This window comes from Parabacteroides faecalis, from assembly GCF_022809355.1.
Lineage (GTDB): Bacteria > Bacteroidota > Bacteroidia > Bacteroidales > Tannerellaceae > Parabacteroides > Parabacteroides faecalis.
The window spans coordinates 27,477-48,167 of the sequence record NZ_JAKZMM010000013.1 but is presented as its reverse complement, the minus strand read 5'-3'; the positions used below and the strand labels follow the sequence as shown (position 1 = coordinate 48,167).

General features: G+C 41.4%; 18 protein-coding genes. 13 read left to right on the top strand and 5 right to left on the bottom strand.

The window, feature by feature from the left end; all coding sequences use genetic code 11:
- Positions 1 to 10: 10 nt before the first annotated feature.
- The 4 genes from MUN53_RS06850 to MUN53_RS06835 all read right to left on the bottom strand — a co-directional run bounded on the left by MUN53_RS06850 (position 11) and on the right by MUN53_RS06835 (position 5,916).
- Positions 11 to 544: a GtrA family protein gene (locus MUN53_RS06850; RefSeq protein WP_022455905.1), complete on the bottom strand. Its 534-nt coding sequence runs from the start codon at positions 542 to 544 to the stop codon at positions 11 to 13.
- 637 nt (positions 545 to 1,181) lie between these two features.
- Positions 1,182 to 2,342 carry an N-acetylglucosamine-6-phosphate deacetylase gene (gene nagA, locus MUN53_RS06845; protein WP_243324207.1) on the bottom strand — a complete coding sequence of 387 codons (1,161 nt, stop codon included), beginning with the start codon at positions 2,340 to 2,342 and terminating at the stop codon, positions 1,182 to 1,184.
- A 47-nt stretch (positions 2,343 to 2,389) separates the two neighbouring features.
- The gene (gene nagA, locus MUN53_RS06840) at positions 2,390 to 3,556 is read right to left on the bottom strand and encodes an N-acetylglucosamine-6-phosphate deacetylase (RefSeq protein WP_243324205.1); all 1,167 of its coding nucleotides are present in this window, start codon (positions 3,554 to 3,556) and stop codon (positions 2,390 to 2,392) included.
- Between the two features lie 422 nt (positions 3,557 to 3,978).
- Entirely contained in the window at positions 3,979 to 5,916 is a 1,938-nt protein-coding gene (locus MUN53_RS06835) for an ABC-F family ATP-binding cassette domain-containing protein (RefSeq protein WP_243324204.1), read from the bottom strand.
- Between the two features lie 91 nt (positions 5,917 to 6,007).
- Here MUN53_RS06835 and MUN53_RS06830 point away from each other — a divergent pair, with 91 nt between their 5' ends.
- From MUN53_RS06830 to MUN53_RS06820, 3 genes are all read left to right on the top strand, one after another.
- Positions 6,008 to 6,565 (top strand): DUF3332 domain-containing protein, encoded by a 558-nt coding sequence (locus tag MUN53_RS06830; RefSeq protein ID WP_022455909.1) that lies wholly within the window; start codon positions 6,008 to 6,010, stop codon positions 6,563 to 6,565.
- A 75-nt stretch (positions 6,566 to 6,640) separates the two neighbouring features.
- Positions 6,641 to 9,991 (top strand): glycoside hydrolase family 2 TIM barrel-domain containing protein, encoded by a 3,351-nt coding sequence (locus tag MUN53_RS06825; RefSeq protein WP_243324203.1) that lies wholly within the window; start codon positions 6,641 to 6,643, stop codon positions 9,989 to 9,991.
- Positions 9,992 to 10,180: 189 nt separating this feature from the next.
- The gene (locus MUN53_RS06820; RefSeq protein ID WP_243324200.1) at positions 10,181 to 10,846 is read left to right on the top strand and encodes a 3-keto-disaccharide hydrolase; all 666 of its coding nucleotides are present in this window, start codon (positions 10,181 to 10,183) and stop codon (positions 10,844 to 10,846) included.
- 73 nt (positions 10,847 to 10,919) lie between these two features.
- Here MUN53_RS06820 and coaW read toward each other — a convergent pair whose 3' ends face one another.
- Entirely contained in the window at positions 10,920 to 11,759 is an 840-nt protein-coding gene (gene coaW / locus MUN53_RS06815) for a type II pantothenate kinase (RefSeq protein WP_022455912.1), read from the bottom strand.
- 393 nt (positions 11,760 to 12,152) lie between these two features.
- Here coaW and atpD point away from each other — a divergent pair, with 393 nt between their 5' ends.
- The 10 genes from atpD (at position 12,153) to MUN53_RS06765 (ending at position 20,609) form a co-directional block, all read left to right on the top strand.
- A complete protein-coding gene (gene atpD / locus MUN53_RS06810; RefSeq protein WP_022455913.1) occupies positions 12,153 to 13,670 on the top strand; it encodes a F0F1 ATP synthase subunit beta in 1,518 nt (505 codons plus the stop codon).
- 5 nt (positions 13,671 to 13,675) lie between these two features.
- Positions 13,676 to 13,912: a F0F1 ATP synthase subunit epsilon gene (locus tag MUN53_RS06805; RefSeq protein ID WP_022455914.1), complete on the top strand. Its 237-nt coding sequence runs from the start codon at positions 13,676 to 13,678 to the stop codon at positions 13,910 to 13,912.
- A gap of 8 nt (positions 13,913 to 13,920) precedes the next feature.
- On the top strand, positions 13,921 to 14,349 hold the full coding sequence (locus MUN53_RS06800; RefSeq protein ID WP_243324198.1) for a hypothetical protein: 429 nt from the start codon (positions 13,921 to 13,923) through the stop codon (positions 14,347 to 14,349).
- A complete protein-coding gene (gene atpB, locus MUN53_RS06795; protein ID WP_243324196.1) occupies positions 14,330 to 15,376 on the top strand; it encodes a F0F1 ATP synthase subunit A in 1,047 nt (348 codons plus the stop codon). Before MUN53_RS06800 ends, atpB begins: the two co-directional genes overlap by 20 nt.
- 87 nt (positions 15,377 to 15,463) lie before the next feature.
- Positions 15,464 to 15,715, top strand: a complete 252-nt coding sequence (gene atpE, locus MUN53_RS06790; protein WP_243324194.1) for an ATP synthase F0 subunit C — start codon at positions 15,464 to 15,466, stop codon at positions 15,713 to 15,715.
- Between the two features lie 16 nt (positions 15,716 to 15,731).
- Complete coding sequence (gene atpF / locus MUN53_RS06785) at positions 15,732 to 16,232, top strand: F0F1 ATP synthase subunit B (protein ID WP_243324192.1); 501 nt, start codon at positions 15,732 to 15,734, stop codon at positions 16,230 to 16,232.
- Positions 16,233 to 16,235: 3 nt separating this feature from the next.
- Positions 16,236 to 16,778, top strand: a complete 543-nt coding sequence (locus MUN53_RS06780; protein ID WP_243324190.1) for a F0F1 ATP synthase subunit delta — start codon at positions 16,236 to 16,238, stop codon at positions 16,776 to 16,778.
- 8 nt (positions 16,779 to 16,786) lie between these two features.
- Positions 16,787 to 18,373, top strand: coding sequence for a F0F1 ATP synthase subunit alpha (gene atpA, locus MUN53_RS06775; protein ID WP_243324188.1), 1,587 nt, complete (start codon positions 16,787 to 16,789; stop codon positions 18,371 to 18,373).
- A 9-nt stretch (positions 18,374 to 18,382) separates the two neighbouring features.
- The gene (locus MUN53_RS06770) at positions 18,383 to 19,258 is read left to right on the top strand and encodes a F0F1 ATP synthase subunit gamma (RefSeq protein WP_022455921.1); all 876 of its coding nucleotides are present in this window, start codon (positions 18,383 to 18,385) and stop codon (positions 19,256 to 19,258) included.
- A gap of 148 nt (positions 19,259 to 19,406) precedes the next feature.
- Complete coding sequence (locus tag MUN53_RS06765) at positions 19,407 to 20,609, top strand: C45 family peptidase (protein WP_243324186.1); 1,203 nt, start codon at positions 19,407 to 19,409, stop codon at positions 20,607 to 20,609.
- Positions 20,610 to 20,691 lie beyond the last annotated feature (82 nt).

The following is a 20,691-nucleotide window of genomic DNA, read 5'->3' as shown; positions in this document are numbered from 1 at the left end:
ATGAATAAGTTTACAGTTCTTCCACTTCTGTATTCACCACCAGGTCTTTCTTCTTTTGGAAAGGCATTCGGAATTTACAATCGCGATATACAAATATCCGATGCATATTATAATTCCAAAACCAGCCCACCAATAAGGAAACTACAGCTTTACATACAATAAATATATTATCGAAGAACTGAGCCAGTGTTTCCTGTACCCAAGGAACACGTTGAATAGACTCCGTCATCCAGTAAACGCCCCATGTATTCAGACAGATACTGCCTATCCATACTAATGTATATTTGATAAGGACATATTTCTTTTTACACTCTTTGCTTTTGAATGTCCAGTAATAATTCACCGTACAATTCACTATTCCTCCGGCAACAGCTCCCAAACTTGTTGCAACCACATAATAAACGTCAAAAGCTTTAGCCAAAACAATAGTTACCAGAAAGTCGGTTGCACTAGATATCTGCGAGGTAAACTGAGCACGCATAAAGGTAAAGAAACCGTCTTTCTTGCATATCTTCTTCGGTATATTTTTTATCCTACCAAACATGAATTCTGTTTTTAAGTCAAAAATCCTGCAAAATTAGAATTTATTCCCCAATTTCCTGACCAGAACTGACGAAAAGATTAATTTATGGCATTCTCTGTAAAAGACAAGACTGACAATGGGAATATATAAAAAAAGAAAAGGTTGTCTCACGACAACCAATTTCCATTGTTAACCTTAAATCTAATACCATGAAAAACACAGTGCAAATATAGAGCTTTTATGTTTTACAGCACACATTATTGGCATAAAAATTATGCCTTTTAATATTATTTAATAACTACCGAAAGTTTTCCCCGATTGAACCGATATAGAGAATGGATTTATTTCTAAGAAAGAAAAGTTATGGATAAAACAGGAATGGCTATAAAAAGAAAAAGGTTGTCTCACGACAACCAATCTCCATTGTTAACCTTAAATCTAATACCATGAAAAACACAGTGCAAATATAGAGCTTTTATGTTATATAGCACACAAGTTTGCTTGTTTTTCTCATCAATTTAACTTGATTTAAGCCATCCACACTAAAAGCAGATGTTATTAAACACATTTTTCATTCCATTCTATTTTCATTCACAAAAAAAGCTTCCTTCCAACGCTGTGGAAGAAAGCTTGATTCTATATTCTCTGTTCGATTTGATCAGGCCAGCGTATTGGTTCCTCCAATTTCGTGTCCCATTGACCAAACTCCTCTTACCTTTAACTTCCGGTCCAAGATCAATATATCCGCATCCTTACCACGCGCCAATGTTCCTTTCCGATCATCAATACCAATCAGACGAGCCGGTGTCTCGGAAGCCATCCGGATAGCATCAGCCAATGGTATATCTGCTTTCTGCACCATTGTACGAACCAGATCATCCATTGTAGCCAGACTTCCTGCCAATGAGGAATGATCAGCCAATTTACAAACGCCATCTTCTATCACAAAGCGAGGATCAACCTGCGGATGCTCACAAGCAGCATAAGAAACGGCATCCGTTACCAAACAAGTCTTTTCTACGCCTTTCAATTTATACACCAATCGCAGAATTGTAGAAGGAAGATGCATACCGTCTGCAATCACTTCGACAGTCATATCATCCATCAGATAAACACTTTCTACAGTTCCTTCATATTTATATTCACGACGTTTATGGAAGCCGGGCATTGCATTATAGAAATGTGCCGCATGGGTAAAACCAGCTTCATTAGCAGCCTTGATCAGATCATATTCTGCTTCTGTATGTGTTACAGCCAGCATTATCCCTTTCGACTTGACATATTGGGCAAAATCCATAGCTCCTTCCAATTCCGGACTAATATCCCAACGCTTGATACATTTGATATCTTCCAGCAGGGCATGGTATTCTTCTTTATCAAGATCTTTCACATGATCGGCAAATAATGCTCCCGCCATTTTCCGATTCAGATAAGGACCTTCCAAATGCAATCCCTGTACCGGACCCTGCTGAGCCATCATCGCTTCACAAACTGCACCGGCTTTACGGATTTCATCTGCTGAAGAAGCCGAAAGCGTTGGAATAATGGAAGTCGCACCATGCTTCAGGTGAGCTTGAACGGCAGCTTGAAAAGCTTCTTCCGTTCCTTCTTTAAAATCATGTCCGCCACCACCGTGTACATGCATGGCTACCAATCCCGGTACGATATACATACCTTTAGCGTCAATTACCTTGGCTCCAATCACTGCCAGATCACTATTGGTTACTTCCAGGATCTTTCCGTCGCAAATCAAGACAGAACCATCTTCCAACCAACCTTGTGGAGTTAATATTTTTCCGTTTATTATTTGTGTCAACATACCTCTTTCTCCTAACTAATTACCAAATTGTGCTTGTTATCCGTTAATCAGAACAATTTATTTGTTCCTTCAACCAATTTACCCATTGCCCAGACAGCACGTACATTCAAATCTTTATCCAATACCATGATGTCTGCATCTTTACCGCGTTGCAAAGAACCTTTCCGATCGTAAACACCCATGATACGAGCCGGTGTTTCAGAAGCCATCCGGACAGCATCAGCCAAAGGTATTTCTGCTTTCTGCACCATCGTACGGATCAGACGGTCCATTGTGGCGATACTTCCAGCCAAAGCCGAGCGGTCTGCCAACTTACAAACGCCATCTTCAATAATGACACGCGGGTCAAAAGCTACCTGACTGTCACTTGCCGCACAAGCCAACGCATCAGTAATCAAACAAGTACGTTCTACACCTTTAATCTTATATACCAGACGAAGAATAGTTGGCGGAACGTGAATTCCATCTGCCACTACTTCGACAGTCATATCATCAATCAAATAAATACTTTCAACAGTTCCTTCATATTTATACTCACGACGCTTATGGAATCCCGGCATCGCATTATAAAAATGGGTTGCATGTGAATAACCGGCTTCATAGGCAGTCAGAATATCTTCATATTCGGCTTGCGTATGTCCGACAGCGGCCAACACACCCTTTGAAGTAATGTATTTACCAAACTGCATAGCTCCAGGAAGTTCAGGAGCGGCATCCCAACGTTTAATACAATGTGTTTCTTCAAGCAACGGGATGTATTCTTCCGGATCCGGGTTCTTGATGTTTTCAGGCATTTGTCCGCCGGCCATCTTCAAGTTGAAATAATGACCTTCCAAGTGTAAGCCTAAAACCGGACTATCCGGCTCTGCCATCAATTTTTCAGTCGTTTCGGCAGCAGCGCGTATCATCGGAATTGTAGAAGAAGACAAAGTCGGGAATATAGAAGTCGTACCATGTAACATATGTGCATGCACAGCCGCACGGAAAGCATCTTCAGTTCCTTCCATAAAGTCACGGCCTCCACCGCCGTGCACGTGTATTTCCACTCCACCGGGAACAATATACATGCCCTTGGCATCAATCAGTTTGGCTCCTACAATAGCTAAATCACAATTCGTTACTTCCAGAATTTTATTATCCTGCATCAGCACTGAGCCGTTATTTAACCAGCCCTGCGGGGTAAGAATCTTACCGTTTATAATTTGCGTCAACATAAAGTATATTTTTAGTTTTGTGTGTTATTCTTGTATTATCATACAAAATTATAAAAAACATCCTTATCATTGTCTCATTTCCATTTAAAAATAATCCGCCGGTCACTTATATTTTTTTACAACCCGCCTTTCTTTTCTGGATCCGCTTATCATATTTTCTTTATTCGCCGATTCCGAATACATATTCAGCGTGGGCGAATATATATTCACAAACGACGAATATATGTTCGCCCTGGGCGAACAAAGTTTTCATAGTTAATTCTTCTGTTTTTAACCGGAAGAAAAGGAATTTTATCTCCACTACTTCGGGAAAGGCTCTCAATACAAGCAAAAAAATAACCCAACGGAAATGACTGGAAAACCATCCTGTTTTCTTGTCATTTCCGCTGGGATTTCACCTTATTTCTTCCGGTTTTAGCGGATCAATTCTGTTGCATTTCTTCCAATTCCATCGTCTGTTCTGTCCACAGATCCATCGTTTCGGACAAAGCCTTCTTCAAATCGGCATATTGGGTATAAAGCGCTGTGTCCGAAGCGCCTTCGGGAGTAGCCAGTTTGGCCTCCAAATCGGCAATCGAAGTTTCCAGCTCTTCTATTTTCTTTTCCGATTCAGCAATCAGTTTCTCCTGCTTTTTAATGGCCTTGTTCAGTTCTTTCCGGGCCTCATACGAAAGCTTGTTCTGGGTCGGCACATTTTCGTCCGCCGCAGCCTCCGTTGCTTTGTTTGCCGAAACTTCCAACTCCTGCAAATTCTGCATTTTCTTCCGTTCCAGGAATTCATAAATGCCACCCAAGTGTTCTACTACCCGCTTGTTGCCAAATTCATAGACTTTCTCAACCAGACCATCCAAAAACTCACGGTCGTGCGATACGACAATAACCGTTCCGTCGAAATCTTTCAAGGCATTCTTCAAGACATCTTTCGAGCGCATATCCAAATGGTTGGTAGGCTCGTCGAGGATAAGCAAATTGACTGGTTCAAGAAGCAAACGGATCATCGCCAGACGACTGCGCTCTCCTCCCGACAAGACCGCAACTTTCTTTTCGGATGCTTCTCCACCGAACATGAAAGCTCCCAGAATATCCCGAATCTTCGTCCGGATATCTCCTTGGGCCACATAATCGACTGTATCAAATACCGTCATATTATCATCGAGCAGTTGCGCCTGGTTCTGTGCAAAATAACCGATCTTGACACCATGTCCCAGCTTCAAAGAGCCCTCAAACGGAATCTCATTCATGATACACTTCACCAACGTAGATTTACCTTCACCGTTTTTACCGACGAATGCCACCTTTTCTCCCCGCTTGATCGTCAGATTGACATGTTCGAAAATCAAATGATCCCCATAACTCTTTGAAACTTCCTCGGCAATCACCGGATAAGAGCCTGAATGAGGCGCAGGCGGGAATTTCAGGTTCAGCATCGCCGTATCAATCTCGTCCACTTCGATCCGTTCGATCTTTTCCAACTGCTTAATACGCGATTGTACTTGCGTTGATTTAGTAGCCTTATAGCGGAAACGCTCGATGAAAGCTTCAGTATCCGCCAATTTCTTCTGCTGGTTTTCGTAAGCCCGCAACTGTTGTTCGCGACGTTCTTTGCGCAACACAACATAATCGGAATACTTTACCTTATAATCATAGATATGTCCCAGCTCAATTTCAATCGTACGTGAAGTCGTATTGTCGATAAACGCCCTATCGTGCGAAACCAAAATAACCGCATTGGCCCGGGTTGCTATAAAGTTTTCCAACCACTGGATTGATTCAATGTCCAAATGGTTGGTAGGCTCGTCGAGCAATAACACATCCGGTCGGCGAAGCAACAGTTTGGCCAGCTCGATACGCATACGCCAACCACCACTGAACTCGCTGGTCGGGCGGTCGAAGTCTTCACGCGAAAAGCCCAAACCGATCAAGGTTCTTTCCAGTTCGGCATGATAATTACTACCTCCCATCATTTGGAACTGCTCCGACAGATGCGTTACTTTATCAATAATCTTATGGTAAACTTCCGATTCATAATCGGTCCGTTCTGCCAACTGTTCGTTCAGCAAATTGATTTCACGTTCCATATCGTGAATATGGTCAAAAGCCATCTCGGCTTCTTCGCGTACTGTCCGGATATCTTTCAGTTGCATTTGCTGTGGTAAATACCCGATGGTTGTTTCTTTCGGAATACTTACGACTCCGCCTGTAGGCGATTGCAAACCGGCAAGAATCTTCAACATGGTCGATTTTCCGGCACCGTTCTTCCCCACCAAAGCAATCCGGTCTTTCTTATTAATGACAAAAGAAACATCATCAAATAAAGTAAAACCTCCAAACTCTACGCGTAAACCTTCAACTGAAATCATAATTATTTTCTTTAAATGTGTGTGCAAAGATACAACAGTTCAAAGTTTTTTTTATCTTCGCAACAAATTATCATTCTAAATTAGTAATATCATGAAGAAAAAAAGTCTTACACTAGCTGTAGCTGCCACACTGGCGGCAAGCATGACATTTTCGTCTTGCATCGGATCATTTGGACTGACAAACAAATTATTAAGTTGGAATCAAAGTATCAATAGTAAATTTGTAAACGAACTTGTCTTTATTGCATTTCATATCATCCCTGTTTATGAAATTACAATTCTGTCAGACATTCTGGTACTGAACTCTATTGAGTTCTGGTCAGGCAATTCTCCTGTTGCTGATGCCGGTAAAACTCAAAACGTAGAAACTGAAAACGGAATCTACACCGTTGAAACGAAGGCAGATGGCTATCACATCGAAAAAGCTGGAGAAGAAGACAAGGCTATTGATTTGGTTTATAACAGCCAGGAAGAAAGCTGGAGCGTTAAATCAAACGGAGAAATGCACAAATTGTTGAAGTTTGATGGAGCTAACGATGTCGTTATGTACTTGCCGAATGGCCAGGAAATGAACGTCGAACTTAGTCAGGCAGGAGTTCTTGCTTTCCAGGAAGTAGCCCAGAACTACACATTCTACGCTGCCCGTTAAACATGAATTAATTATAAACAACACAAGCTTATTTGCAGACAACAGGTAAGTTTGTGTTTTTTTATTGTATCAGTTATGAAATATATCATTAAGACAATTTTATTGTGTGGAGCATTAGGCGGCCCGGTTGTTTTAGGTCCCGGAAATGTCTATGCAGAGAACAACGTATCGGTTTGTTCCCTTCCTTATTGGAAAGATATTCAAACCGTATCCGTCAATAAAGAAACGCCAAGGAGCGCCTTTATGACGTATCCCGACAAAAACACGGCACTCACCCTTGCTTACGAGAAAAGTCCGTATTACCAGTTACTGAACGGAACCTGGAAATTCTACTTTGTCAACTCGTACAAAGATCTTCCGGATAACATTACCGATCCTTCTACCAGTACAGACAACTGGAATGACATTCAAGTTCCGGGGAACTGGGAACGACAGGGTTTCGGCGTTGCCATTTATACCAATCATGGATACGAATTCAAGGCTCGTAATCCGCAACCACCGTTATTGCCAGAAGAAAATCCGGTTGGAGTCTATCGGCGGGATATCGAAATCCCGGCAGATTGGGACGGACGAGATATTTACTTACATATCGCAGGAGCCAAATCAGGAACGTATGTCTATGTAAACGGACAGGAAGTTGGTTATAGCGAAGATTCCAAAAATCCGGCAGAATTCCTGATCAACAAATACCTGAAACCCGGAAAGAATGTTCTTACCCTAAAAATATTCCGTTGGAGTACGGGCTCCTATCTGGAATGTCAGGACTTCTGGCGTGTGAGCGGTATTGAGCGTGATGTTTATTTATGGTCACAGCCTAAAACTGCCATTCAAGACTTCCGGGTTATCTCAACACTCGACGATACATACAAAACAGGTATCTTCAAATTGGCTATCGACCTGAAGAATCATGAAGAAAAAGCGAAGAATCTGACTATTTCTTATGAGTTGCTTGATAAAAGCGGCAAAGCCATTGCCACAGAAAGCAAAAACCTTTGGGTCAGTCCGGCTGTAAATTCTACGGCGTCTTTTGAAACATCTATTCCGGATGTTGCAACCTGGACTGCAGAAATTCCGAATCTTTATAAAATGGTGATGACCATTAAAGACGGAGACAAAACAGTGGAAGTCGTTCCTTATCATGTGGGTTTCCGCCGCTTCGAAATGAAACAGACGAAAGAATTAGCCGGAAACGGAAAGCCTTATACCGTATTCCTGGTTAACGGACAGCCGGTTAAATTCAAAGGGGTTAACATTCACGAGCATAATCCGGAAACCGGACACTATGTACCTGTCGAGTTGATGCGCAAAGACTTTGAGTTGATGAAAAAGCATAACATCAATTCTGTCCGTTTGTGTCATTACCCGCAAGACCGGAAATTCTATGAATTGTGTGATGAATACGGACTGTATGTATATGATGAAGCCAACATCGAATCACACGGTATGTATTATAGTTTGAGCAAAGGCGGAACCTTAGGTAATAACCCGGAATGGCTCAAACCGCACATGGACAGAACAATCAACATGTATGAGCGGAATAAGAACTATCCGAGTGTAACCTTCTGGTCATTAGGCAACGAAGCCGGTAACGGATATAATTTCTATCAGACTTATCTCTACATCAAGAATAAGGAAAAAGACGGAATGAATCGTCCGGTCAATTACGAACGGGCTTTGTGGGAATGGAATACAGATATGTATGTTCCACAATACCCAGGAGCCAGCTGGTTTGAAGAAATCGGACAAAAAGGAAGTGACCGTCCGGTTGTTCCTTCTGAATACGCACATGCCATGGGTAATTCAACCGGAAGCTTGCTGGACCAGTGGAATGCAATCTATAAATATCCGAATCTGCAAGGTGGTTATATCTGGGACTGGGTTGATCAGGGATTCCTGGAGAAAGATGCAAACGGTCGTCCTTATTATGCCTACGGAGGAGATTACGGTGTAAATGCTCCTAGCGACGGAAACTTCTTATGTAATGGTATTGTCGGTCCAGACAGAACGCCTCATCCGGCAATGGCAGAAGTAAAATATGTTTATCAGGACGTTGCCATCACGGCCAAAGACTTGGCCAATGGTTCCTTTGAAGTATTCAACCGATACTACTTCAAAAACCTGAAAGACTATATGATTACTTATACCATTATGGCCAATGGTAAAGCTGTCAGACACGGAAAAGTATCTTTGGACATTGCTCCGCAAACATCGAAAGAGTTGCAAGTAAACATGGCCGGCTTGAAGCCTCAAAAGAATACTGAGTATTTCGTTAACTTCAGTGTTGTAACCGTCCAGCCTGAAGGTTTGATACATGAAGGACATGAAATCGCCAGCGAACAATTCCGTTTACCGATAGAACCTATAAAATCTGACCTCAAGACATCAGGTCCGGCATTATCAGTCAGTGAAAACGGAGATGAACTCGTCGCTTCTTCTTCAAAAGTAAACTTTGTATTCAACAAGAAGACTGGTCTGGTTTCATCTTATAAAGTCGGTTCTACCGAATACTTCAGCGAAGGCTTTGGTTTACAACCGAACTTCTGGCGTGGTCCTACCGACAATGATTACGGAAATGGCCAACCCAAACGCGAACAAATATGGAAACAGAGTAGCAAGAACTTCAATGTATCGGATGCAACAGTCAAGATGGATGGAAAAAATGCCATTATGACTATCAACTATCTGTTACCGGCAGGTAACCTGTACATTGTTGATTATACAATCTATCCAAGTGGAGCCGTTCATGTTGCAGCACATTTCACTTCTACTGAAATGAACGAAGCAGAAACAGAAGTATCTGAAGCAACCCGCACAGCTACATTTACTCCGGGACGAGATGCAGCTCGTAAGGAAGCATCAAAACTGACTGTTCCGAGAATAGGTGTTCGTTTCCGTATGCCGGCCGTAATGAACCAAGTAGAATATTTCGGTCGCGGACCTGAAGAAAACTACTGGGATCGCAAAGCCGGTACATTGGTAGGTCTTTACAAATCTACAGCTGAAGATTTGTATTTCCCTTATGTTCGTCCGCAAGAAAATGGCCATCACACAGATACTCGTTGGGTTTCTGTTAGCTCAAACAAGGGAAAAGGACTAAAGATTGTAGCAGACGAGCTGATCGAATTCAATGCATTACGTAATTCTATCGAAGATTTTGATGATGAAGAACAGACTAATCTGCCTCGTCAATGGAGTAATTTCACTCCTGAACAGATTGCTAATCATGATGAAGCAGCAGCTAAAAACGTTCTACGTCGTCAACATCACATCAACGATGTTACACCACGTAATTATGTTGAAGTTTGTATTGATTTAAAACAGCAAGGTGTAGGTGGTTATGACAGCTGGGGCGCACGTCCGGAACCACAATATACATTGCCTGCAAACAAAGATTATCAATGGGGATTTACTATCATTCCTGAATAAAAATCCCATTCATTAATTATCCAGCCGCAATCGGGAAACTCAAGCATATAAGAGCCGGTTGCGGCTGTTTTTGTCCTTAGATGTTTAATTTTCGTTTAAAATACATGCCACTTTATCGGTATTCACATTTTATTCCTTACATTTGGTCTGTAGAAACAACTTATATAATCTAATTTCAATTTAAGCATTATGAAAAAGTTTTTAATGGCAGCATGCTTATGCTGTATCTCATTTCTGCCGTCCAATGCAGAAACACAAGGTAAATGGAAACCTTTGTTTGGTAACAACCTGGAAGACGCAACCTACAATCCTGAAGTATGGAGTATGAAAGACGGAGTCTTGTCGGCTACCAAGGATGAATCCATTTGGACAAAGACCCAATACGAAAACTTCGAATTGGATCTGGAATTTAAGACAGACGAAGGAACAAACAGCGGTGTTGTAGTGTATTGTACCGACATCAATGACTGGATTCCAAACTCTGTAGAAATTCAGATTGCAGATGATTATTGTGAAAAATGGGCTAATGATCAACCTTATGCCCGTTCAGCTGCTATTTATGGACATCTTCCTGCTAAAAGAGATCGAGTTGTAAAACGTCCTGGTGAATGGAACCGCATGCGTATCAAATGCGAAGGTCAGCACATTACTGTAGAACTCAATGGAGAATTGGTTACAGAAATGGATATGAGTAAATGGACATCAGGAACTGTCAATCCGGATGGTAGTAAAATCCCAAGTTGGCTTCCGAAACCATTTGCCGAACTTCCAACGAAAGGATATATCGGATTACAAGGTAAACACGGTGATGCTTTAATCTGGTTCCGGAATATGGATATTCGTACACTCGATTAATAAACAGAACATTTAACCATTAATAATAAACTCGCTTATGTTGATAGTCATAATCCATAAGCGAGTTTATTATTTAAATATCATCACAAGCATGATTTCTGATATAAGACAAAGCAGCTCCGATAGCCGTTCTGTATTCGGCATATTTAGGAATAAGGAATCGTTTCCCAAACATCTTTTCCAGATTAGGAAATGTCTCGGCACATTGAGGCATACGTGTCAGATTCCCGATTAATACAAAATCATTAATATCCGAATTTAAAGAAGATAAAATAGCTGCTTGCCCTATGCTTTGCAAAACCATGTGTACAATTCCGGCGGCTATATCTTCCAGAGAAGCATTGGCAGCAGCCTTCCCAAAAATGGAGGCCGTTGCATCTAAAGGCAAACCAGGTAACGGACGATTACAAATATCTTGAATCTGCAAATCAATAGACGAAACAGAACCTTGTTGAGCCAAATCTATGATCTGCTTGAAATCTTGTGTCTTCAATAACAAGCGGGACAAACCTAAAATGGTTCCGCCACCAATACCTATACCTCCGATATGTTGCACATCATTGCCGTCAACCTTGACAAAAGAAGTACCTGTTCCCATACTGACAACAATCAGCTTATCCAAGTTTGTCATATATTGTGCGCCCAAACCATTGGCTAGAAACTCATCTACTCGCGCTGTTGGCAAACCATACAACGGTTGAGAAATATAAGCACTTCCAACACCCGTCAATATAATTTTCTCGACCTTACTTAAAGGAATATTATTATCATACAAATATTTACCTAATGCACCAAACAAAGAGGCAACCGGATCTGTTGCACGAACAAACAGAGGATTACAAATCTGCTTGTTCCTTATACCTACAACTTTCGTTGTACTTCCTCCGACGTCAATTCCAATAACGACACTCATCTTAATACATAGCTATTTATTATCGCCAAAAGTACATTCTTTATTTATAACTTGCAAATCACAAGTCCATAGTAACAACAAAAAGTCTTTTCTGAAAAATCAATCAAACAAAGGCAAATTCGTTTCTATTCATTTAACAAACCAAAACATTTCCCTCATTTTCCCACCTAAAACGAGCTAAAAACTGGATGATAGCTTATAATTCCGGCACTTACTCATTAATAGCAAAAACACACAAATTGGTTTATTTTCAAAAAGAATTAGTCTATTTTTCTTCAAATACGTCATGTAGAATGTTTAACATATTACAAAAAGACAAAAAAAATAGCTCAAACGAAAAACAAAACTAGATCTTTTGTAATATTGCAACCGTAATTTAAAGGCAAAATTCTAATGGGAGAAATAAAAGGTTTTATTTTACAGGTTATCGGTCCAGTCGTGGACGTTCATTTCGACAAAACGTCGGATACACCCATCGTACTCCCTCATATCCACGACGCCATGGAAATAACTCGCCCCAACGGGAAAAAGCTTATTGTTGAAGTACAACAACACATAGGTGAAAATACCGTTCGTACAGTAGCCATGGATTCAACAGATGGTTTAAAAAGAGGGATGGAAGTCATTGCATTAGGTTCACCTATCACAATGCCAGTAGGCGATCAAGTAAAAGGACGTCTGCTTAACGTCACAGGAAATGCAATCGATGGAATGGAAGAACTTGATCACAAAGGAGCATTTCCCATCCATCGGGAGCCACCTAAATTTGAAGAATTAACGACAAGTAAAGAAGTTCTTTACACAGGAATCAAAGTTATTGACTTGTTGGAGCCTTATTTAAAGGGTGGAAAAATCGGTTTGTTTGGTGGTGCTGGTGTTGGAAAAACAGTATTGATCATGGAGCTGATCAACAACATCGCCAAGAAGAATAACGGTTTCTCTGTTTTCGCCGGTGTTGGAGAACGAACACGTGAAGGAAATGACTTACTGCGTGAGATGATCCAATCAGGAGTTATCCGTTACGGAGAAGAGTTCAAGAAAAGCATGGAAGCTGGAAATTGGGATCTATCCAAAATAGATCATAACGAATTAGCCAAATCCCAAGCGACACTTGTGTTCGGACAGATGAATGAACCTCCTGGAGCACGTTCTTCCGTTGCTTTGTCAGGACTGACCATTGCCGAATCATTCCGTGATTTATCAAAAGAAGGAGAAGCTAAAGATATTCTGTTCTTCATTGATAATATCTTCCGATTCACGCAGGCGGGTTCTGAAGTTTCAGCCTTGTTAGGACGAATGCCTTCGGCTGTAGGTTATCAACCGACACTGGCAACCGAAATGGGTGCTATGCAGGAACGAATCACTTCTACCAAGAAAGGTTCTATTACATCCGTACAAGCAGTCTATGTACCTGCCGACGACTTGACAGACCCAGCTCCGGCAACTACATTCACTCACTTGGATGCTACAACCGTACTTAGTAGAAAGATTACAGAATTAGGTATCTACCCGGCTGTTGATCCATTGGAGTCAACTTCCCGTATTCTGGATCCATTAGTAGTAGGTAAAGAACATTACGAATGTGCTCAACGCGTAAAGCAAATCTTGGAACGTAATAAAGAATTACAAGATATTATTTCCATTTTGGGTATGGAAGAACTCTCCGATGAAGACCGGCAAATTGTCAATCGGGCCCGTCGTGTACAGCGATTCCTCTCCCAGCCCTTTACCGTTGCTGAACAGTTTACCGGAGTTCCGGGTGTAATGGTTTCTATTGAAGATACAATTCGAGGCTTCAACATGATTATGGATGGTGAAACGGATGATATTCCCGAACAGGCATTCTTGAATGTTGGAACCATTGAAGATGTAATTGAAAAAGGTAAACGTTTGGCTCAACAAGCGAAGTAAAGAAAATGAAAGTTAGAATTATCACCCCTGAAAAAGTCTTATTTGAAGGAGAATCTGAGTCGGTTACATTTCCGGGAATCAATGGTTCTTTTGATGTGCTGCCTCATCACGCTCCTTTAATAACAGCACTGCAGAAAGGGACCATTCGGTATCTTGTAAATGGGACAAAATACGAACAATCCATAGGTAGTGGATTTGTCAAGATAGAGAATGATATACTCACAGCTTGTGTGGAAAAATAATTCAAATCATGAGTGGAAGATTAAAAATAAAGCTTTTCGGTCTTATTACATTTATTAATGTAGCTATTGGAGTCACATTAGGCGGACTTCTTTATACGATTTGGCCTGACCATTATTTTGAATGGTATCCATCTATACCACTTTTTTATTGGATCATGGCATTAGCTATGGTATTCTTTCTTGACAAAGTGAAACGGAAAAACGGCGATGTGTCTGTGACGACATTCATGCTCGTTCGATGTTGCAAGTTTTTGATGGCTTGTATCTTCTTATGGATGTACGCCAATTGGGTAGGAACTCAATTACGCACGTTCGGATTCACTCTTATGTTATTCTACTTCATTTATTTGACTTTGGAAACATACACTATTTATTTGTATGAAAAGAAAAGAATGAAAAGAGAAAAAAAGGAACAAGATGAACAGAATAAACTATAAACATTTTAAATGGCTATTATCTATCTGCTTGTTGTTAGTTAGTTTTCAACTAAGAGCTGCAGAAGAAGAATTGAATGTGCAAGAAGTTGTATTCTCGCATATTCAGGATGCTTACACATGGCATATCACAGAATGGGGAGATCATGAGATCTCAATTCCGCTACCTGTCATCGTTAAGAGTCAAGAAAATGGTTGGCATGTTTTTCTATCATCCCGTCTCCATGAAGGAGAAAACTATCAAGGATTCTCCATAGCTCAGGAAGGAGATTATGCAGGAAAGATAGTGGAGACATTATCATCTGGCGAAGTTGTTCGTCCGTTGGATTTCTCCATGACAAAGAATGTATGCGGACTGCTTCTAAGCTGTACCTTGTTGTCAATCCTTATCCTAAAAACAGCTCAATGGTATAAGAAACATCCGGGTAAAGCTCCGGGAGGATTTTTCGGGCTTATAGAAATGGTTATTACATACATTTATGAAGATGTAATCAAAAAAAACGTAGGTGAATCTTATCGATTCTTTTCTCCCTACTTATTGACTGTATTCTTCTTCATTCTGATCAATAACCTACTGGGTATTATCCCAATATTTCCTGGTGGAGCAAACTTGACAGGCAACATTACCATCACGATGGTATTGGCAGTTTGTACATTCATAGCAGTTAATGTTTTCGGTACAAAAGCTTATTGGAAAGACATTTTCTGGCCTAATACGCCTATTTACCTGAAATGTCCGTTACCCATCATGCCATTTGTTGAGTTCTTCGGAGTATTCACCAAACCGTTTGCCTTGATGATCCGTTTGTTTGCCAATATCATGGCAGGTCATACCATTATTTTGGCATTAACTTGTTTGATTTTCATCACTGCTTCTATGGGCGTTATCATTAATTACAGTATGACGGTTGTGTCAGTCGTTTTCTGTATTTTTATGAACTGCCTTGAACTATTCGTAGCTTGTTTGCAAGCTTATATCTTTACACTTTTATCGGCCAGCTACATAGGTATGGCACGAATAAAAGATTAATCCAGCCAATTCAACCCTATAGAGATTGAATTGACATTTTAACGAGTGAATAAATAATTAGGTTATAAATTAAAAAACTAAAGACGTATGTTATCAACTATTTTATTACAGGCAGCTGCAGCAGGTGTAGCAAAATTAGGTGCAACAATGGGTGCCGGTCTGGCAGTAATCGGAGCAGGTATTGGTATTGGTCTAATCGGTAAAGGTGCCGTAGAAGCAATCGGTCGCCAACCGTCTGCAGCAGGCGATATCCGTACTTCAATGTTGATCATGGGTGCTTTGATTGAAGGTGTAGCATTGTTTGCTATCGTTGTTTGTTTCCTCGGATTATTCCAATAAGCCAAAAGTATAGAATATGTCATTACTAACACCGGATTCAGGACTTCTGTTCTGGATGATTCTTTCGTTCGGTATTGTTTTGATCATTCTTTCCAAATATGGTTTTCCGGTGATCGTGAAAGCGATTGAAGACCGGAAAGCCTTTATCGAGGAATCGCTGAATACAGCTCGCCAAGCCAATGAACAGTTGGCCAATATCAAAGAAGAAGGAGAAAGAATCATATCAGAAGCGAAAGAAAAACAGAATGCCATTCTAAAAGAGGCTTTGAAAGAAAAAGAACATATTATTGAAGAAGCTCACCAGAAGGCTGCTGCTGAGACTCATCGGCAAATGGAAGAGGCAACACGTCAGATTCGCGAAGAAAAAGAAAAAGCAATCCGCGAAGTCCGCAAGGAAATCACAGATTTGTCTATTGCCATTGCTGAGAAAGTCATGAAAGAGAAAATCAATCGGGATAACAGCCAGGAAGAGATCATCAATAAGCTGCTTGATGAGATGTCATTCAATAAATCGTAAGTTATGGATTTAGGAACTATTTCATCCAGATATGCACGAGCTTTGTTTTCTCTGGCAAAAGAGAAGAATGAAGAAACCCGTGTATATAACGATATGAAAATGCTTAAACAGAGTTTTTTGCTCGTTCCTGAATTGAAAGAGACATTACAAAATCCGATTGTTTCTGCTGCAGATAAAGAAAAGTTGTTGATCCATGCTGGTGGAATAGAAGTTTGTGAATTATATCGCCGATTCATCCACATGGTACTGAGCCATAAACGCGAAAGTTGTTTACCTTTCATTACATACATCTTTATTTATCTGTACCGGAAGGAAAAGAAAATTACTCGAATTCGATTCAGTGCGGCGACTCCTATTCAGGAAAATACGCAAAAGCATTTAATAGAGAAGCTTCAGCAGGAAACCGGAAATATTATCGAGTTTTCTGGAGAAGTGAAACCGGAACTAATTGGTGGTTTCTGCTTACAAATCGGAAATTATCGTCTGGATGCAAGTTATGCATCTCAGTTGAAACACATCCGTGAGCAGTTACTGCAAAGAAAATAAAACTGAATATGACAGACCAGATAAAAATCAGCGAAGTTTCAGATATCCTTCGGAAAGAACTGGAAGGAATCAATACGAGTATCCAACTGGAAGAAGTTGGTACCGTATTGCAAGTAAGCGACGGTGTAGTCCGTATCTATGGATTGGACAATGCCGAAGCCAATGAATTGCTCCGCTTTGACAATGGAATGGAAGCCATTGTCATGAACTTGGAAGAAGATAATGTCGGTGCCGTGTTGTTAGGTCCTACCGATCTGATTAAGGAAGGTGATACAGTTACACGTACAGGCCGAATTGCTTCTATCAATGTAAATGAGAATTTGATCGGACGTGTGATTGACCCTCTGGGAAATCCGATCGACGGTAAAGGTGAAATCACTGGCGAAACTTGCGAGATGCCATTGGAAAGAAAAGCTCCAGGTGTTATCTTCCGCCAGCCGGTAAATGAGCCTTTACAAACAGGTATCAAAGCCATTGATGCGATGATCCCGATTGGTCGTGGACAGCGTGAGTTGATCATCGGCGACCGTCAGACAGGAAAGACTGCAATTGCCATTGATACCATTATCAATCAACGGACAGCCTATGAAGCCGGAAATCCAGTATATTGTATTTATGTAGCAATTGGTCAAAAGGGTTCTACTGTTGCAGCTCTTGTCAATACCCTGCAAGAGAAAGGCGCGATGGATTATACCATTGTTGTAAGTGCAACGGCTTCTGACCCGGCAGCCATGCAGTATTTCGCTCCTTTTGCCGGTGCAGCGATCGGAGAATATTTCCGTGACAGCGGTCGTCACGCCTTGGTTGTATATGATGACTTGTCGAAACAAGCTGTTGCCTATCGTGAAGTTTCTCTGATCTTACGTCGTCCTTCGGGTCGTGAAGCTTATCCGGGTGATATCTTCTATCTGCACTCCCGTTTGCTGGAGCGTGCAGCCCGTATCATCAACCAGCAGGAAGTAGCTTGCCAGATGAACGACCTGCCCGACAGCATGAAATCTCGCGTTAAAGGTGGTGGTTCATTAACTGCACTGCCAATCATCGAGACTCAGGCCGGTGATGTTTCTGCCTACATTCCGACTAATGTGATTTCTATTACCGATGGTCAGATTTTCTTGGAGACAAACCTTTTCAACCAAGGTAACCGTCCGGCTATCAACGTAGGTATTTCCGTTTCTCGTGTAGGTGGTAATGCCCAGTTGAAGGCGATGAAGAAAGTAGCTGGTACGTTAAAGATCGACCAGGCTCAGTTCCGTGAACTGGAATCATTTGCCAAGTTCGGCGGAGAAATGGACCCGGTTACTGCCTTTACTATCGATAAGGGACAGAAGAATACCCAGCTGTTGATCCAGCCTCAATACAGCCCGATGCCTGTCGAGAAGCAGATTGCCATCTTATACTGCGCAACAAAAGGACTGTTGCGTGATGTACCGTTGAATAAAGTACATGAGTTTGAGAATTCATTCTTAGAGTCACTGCAGGTAAACCATCAACGTGACGTACTGGATGTACTGAAGAAAGGTACAATCAATGATGAAATTACAACGATACTGGAAGAAACTGCCAAACAAATAGCAGCTTCTTATAAAAAATAACAGACGACTATGGCCTCATTGAAAGAGATTAAAAATCGGATTAATTCGATCCAGAGTACGCAGAAGATTACAGCTGCCATGAAAATGGTAGCTTCAGCCAAACTGCATCATACGCAAGCTGCGACCGAACGGACACTGGCTTACGCTGAGCAGCTGACGGATATTCTGCAAAGTCTGCTGGCTGCCGAACAAGAATTCGATTCACCTTATACAGTCCGGCGTGAGGTTAAGAACGTAGCCATCGTGGTTTGTTCTTCCAATACGGGCTTGTGCGGTAGTTTCAACGCCAATGTTTGGAAGTCGTTAGAAGAGTTAATCCAGTCGTATAAAGCCCAGCAAGTTCATATTGAATTTTATCCTGTGGGTAAAAAAATAGCCAAAGAACTGCAAAAGGCAGGATATGATTATCATGATGAGTTTATTTCCATCGCTGATAACCTGGAATATGAAAAGGTTGCCAAGCTGGCAGCACGGTTACGGGAGTTATACATCAGCAAGCAAGTTGATCAGATAGACTTGTTATACCATCACTTCAAAAACATGGTACAGCAAATCCTGACGCATAAAATATATCTCCCGCTATCTATTCAGGAAGAGACAAAGTCTGTTGACAATACAGCGTATGCAACAGATTATATTCTGGAGCCTTCGGTTTATGAATTACAACAGCTATTGTTCCCGAAGATGTTGGATCTGCAAATTTATACAACTTTGCTTGATACGACCACTTCCGAACATGCGGCTCGTATGATGGCTATGCAAACGGCCAACGATAATGCCAATGAGTTGATCCGTCAACTTACCTTGCAGTACAACAAGACTCGTCAGCAGGCCATTACCAACGAATTGCTCGACATCATGGGCGGTGCCAGCCAGTCTTCTTGATACAACTTCACGAATCATACAAAAGAATCTCCGGTACTCACAATATCGGAGATTTTTTATTCAACCACTTCCCTTCAATAATTAATCAGCCTCATACATAAATAATTCAAAGCATTTGAATAACTTTGTTCCTGATAAACGATATACAATGAAAAGAATTCTATTTGTCTACCTCTTTTTGGGAGGTTTGCTGCTTCACGAAGCAGGTAATGCCTGTACCTCCGTGATTGTTTCCGGGAAAGCGACACCCGATGGCCGTCCGCTGATGTGGAAGCATCGCGATACGGGAACACGTTATAATCATATTACATTTGAAAAGGGAGAAAAATATAATTTCCTCGGGCTGGCAAACAGCGATTCGACGGATTATGATATCTGGACAGGCGTTAATGAAGCCGGATTTGCGATCATGAATACCGCATCTTTCAATCTGAAAGACGACGATGTACAGGAAATGGATCATGAAGGTCGCCTGATGCGACGTGCATTGGAAATATGTAAGAATCAACAGGATTTCGAACATTTTCTCGATACCCTATCTCGTCCGATGCGAGTAGAGGCTAATTTTGGCATCATTGATGCCTATGGCGGAGCAGCTTATTATGAGACAAACAACACAAGCTACTATAAAAAGGATGTAAATGATCCGAATCTGGCACCCGACGGGTATCTTGTCTACACGAATTTCTCCTTTGAAGGCAGAAAAGATGAAGGGTACGGCTATATCCGTTATGAAAGTGCCAAAAAGATTTTCGCCGATATCTATCCGCAAGGACTGACTCCTCGCTCAATCTTCCAAGAAGTATCCCATTCATTTTATCATAGCTTGTTCCGAAAAGACATGAAAGAGGAGAAGAACACGGAATGGCAACTCGAACAGGATTTGATTCCCCGATTCGAAAGTACGGCATCAATCGTGATCCAAGGGGTAAAGAAAGGAATGAATCCGGAACTGACAACGATGTGGACCGAATTGGGTTATCCGCCTACAGCCATTGCTTTGCCTCTTTGGGTGAAGTTAGGTGAACAACAGCCGGAACTGGTGTTGTATAGTCCGCAATTCAAAACGGCTCCCTTGTGTTACTTTGCTACCCTGCTGAAAACACAGGCCTATCCCATCCATCGGGGCAACGGACAGAAATACATTCACTGGTCTGAACTTTGGAATGCCCAAGGCACAGGTTACATTCAAACATTAACGCCCGTATGGAACGAAATCTATGATCTGTTCGCCCGCCATCAGGCTGAATGGGAAGAAAAAGGGCTGGATGTGGAAGCCATAAACCGCCTTTACCAAGAAGCGGAAGAAAAGATCAAACCGGCCTATTATCACCTGATGCGCGTAGATTGATTCCAGACGAAGAAAAGCAGGCAATCCTGCTCCGTAACTCGCATAAAACTATTAACTTTACAGAACAAAAGCAATAAAGATA

What these genes read in the sequence shown, in the direction of transcription:
- MUN53_RS06805 (WP_022455914.1), top strand. Translation starts at nt 13,676, where the DNA reads ATGAAAGTTAGAATTATCACCCCTGAAAAAGTCTTATTTGAAGGAGAA.
- MUN53_RS06770 (WP_022455921.1), top strand. Translation starts at nt 18,383, where the DNA reads ATGGCCTCATTGAAAGAGATTAAAAATCGGATTAATTCGATCCAGAGT.
- MUN53_RS06765 (WP_243324186.1), top strand. Translation starts at nt 19,407, where the DNA reads ATGAAAAGAATTCTATTTGTCTACCTCTTTTTGGGAGGTTTGCTGCTT.
- coaW (WP_022455912.1), bottom strand. Translation starts at nt 11,759, where the DNA reads ATGAGTGTCGTTATTGGAATTGACGTCGGAGGAAGTACAACGAAAGTT.
- MUN53_RS06850 (WP_022455905.1), bottom strand. Translation starts at nt 544, where the DNA reads ATGTTTGGTAGGATAAAAAATATACCGAAGAAGATATGCAAGAAAGAC.
- MUN53_RS06800 (WP_243324198.1), top strand. Translation starts at nt 13,921, where the DNA reads ATGAGTGGAAGATTAAAAATAAAGCTTTTCGGTCTTATTACATTTATT.
- nagA (WP_243324207.1), bottom strand. Translation starts at nt 2,342, where the DNA reads ATGTTGACACAAATAATAAACGGAAAAATATTAACTCCACAAGGTTGG.
- atpA (WP_243324188.1), top strand. Translation starts at nt 16,787, where the DNA reads ATGACAGACCAGATAAAAATCAGCGAAGTTTCAGATATCCTTCGGAAA.
- atpF (WP_243324192.1), top strand. Translation starts at nt 15,732, where the DNA reads ATGTCATTACTAACACCGGATTCAGGACTTCTGTTCTGGATGATTCTT.
- MUN53_RS06835 (WP_243324204.1), bottom strand. Translation starts at nt 5,916, where the DNA reads ATGATTTCAGTTGAAGGTTTACGCGTAGAGTTTGGAGGTTTTACTTTA.
- atpE (WP_243324194.1), top strand. Translation starts at nt 15,464, where the DNA reads ATGTTATCAACTATTTTATTACAGGCAGCTGCAGCAGGTGTAGCAAAA.
- atpB (WP_243324196.1), top strand. Translation starts at nt 14,330, where the DNA reads ATGAACAGAATAAACTATAAACATTTTAAATGGCTATTATCTATCTGC.
- atpD (WP_022455913.1), top strand. Translation starts at nt 12,153, where the DNA reads ATGGGAGAAATAAAAGGTTTTATTTTACAGGTTATCGGTCCAGTCGTG.
- MUN53_RS06780 (WP_243324190.1), top strand. Translation starts at nt 16,236, where the DNA reads ATGGATTTAGGAACTATTTCATCCAGATATGCACGAGCTTTGTTTTCT.
- nagA (WP_243324205.1), bottom strand. Translation starts at nt 3,556, where the DNA reads ATGTTGACGCAAATTATAAACGGTAAGATTCTTACCCCGCAGGGCTGG.
- MUN53_RS06830 (WP_022455909.1), top strand. Translation starts at nt 6,008, where the DNA reads ATGAAGAAAAAAAGTCTTACACTAGCTGTAGCTGCCACACTGGCGGCA.
- MUN53_RS06820 (WP_243324200.1), top strand. Translation starts at nt 10,181, where the DNA reads ATGAAAAAGTTTTTAATGGCAGCATGCTTATGCTGTATCTCATTTCTG.
- MUN53_RS06825 (WP_243324203.1), top strand. Translation starts at nt 6,641, where the DNA reads ATGAAATATATCATTAAGACAATTTTATTGTGTGGAGCATTAGGCGGC.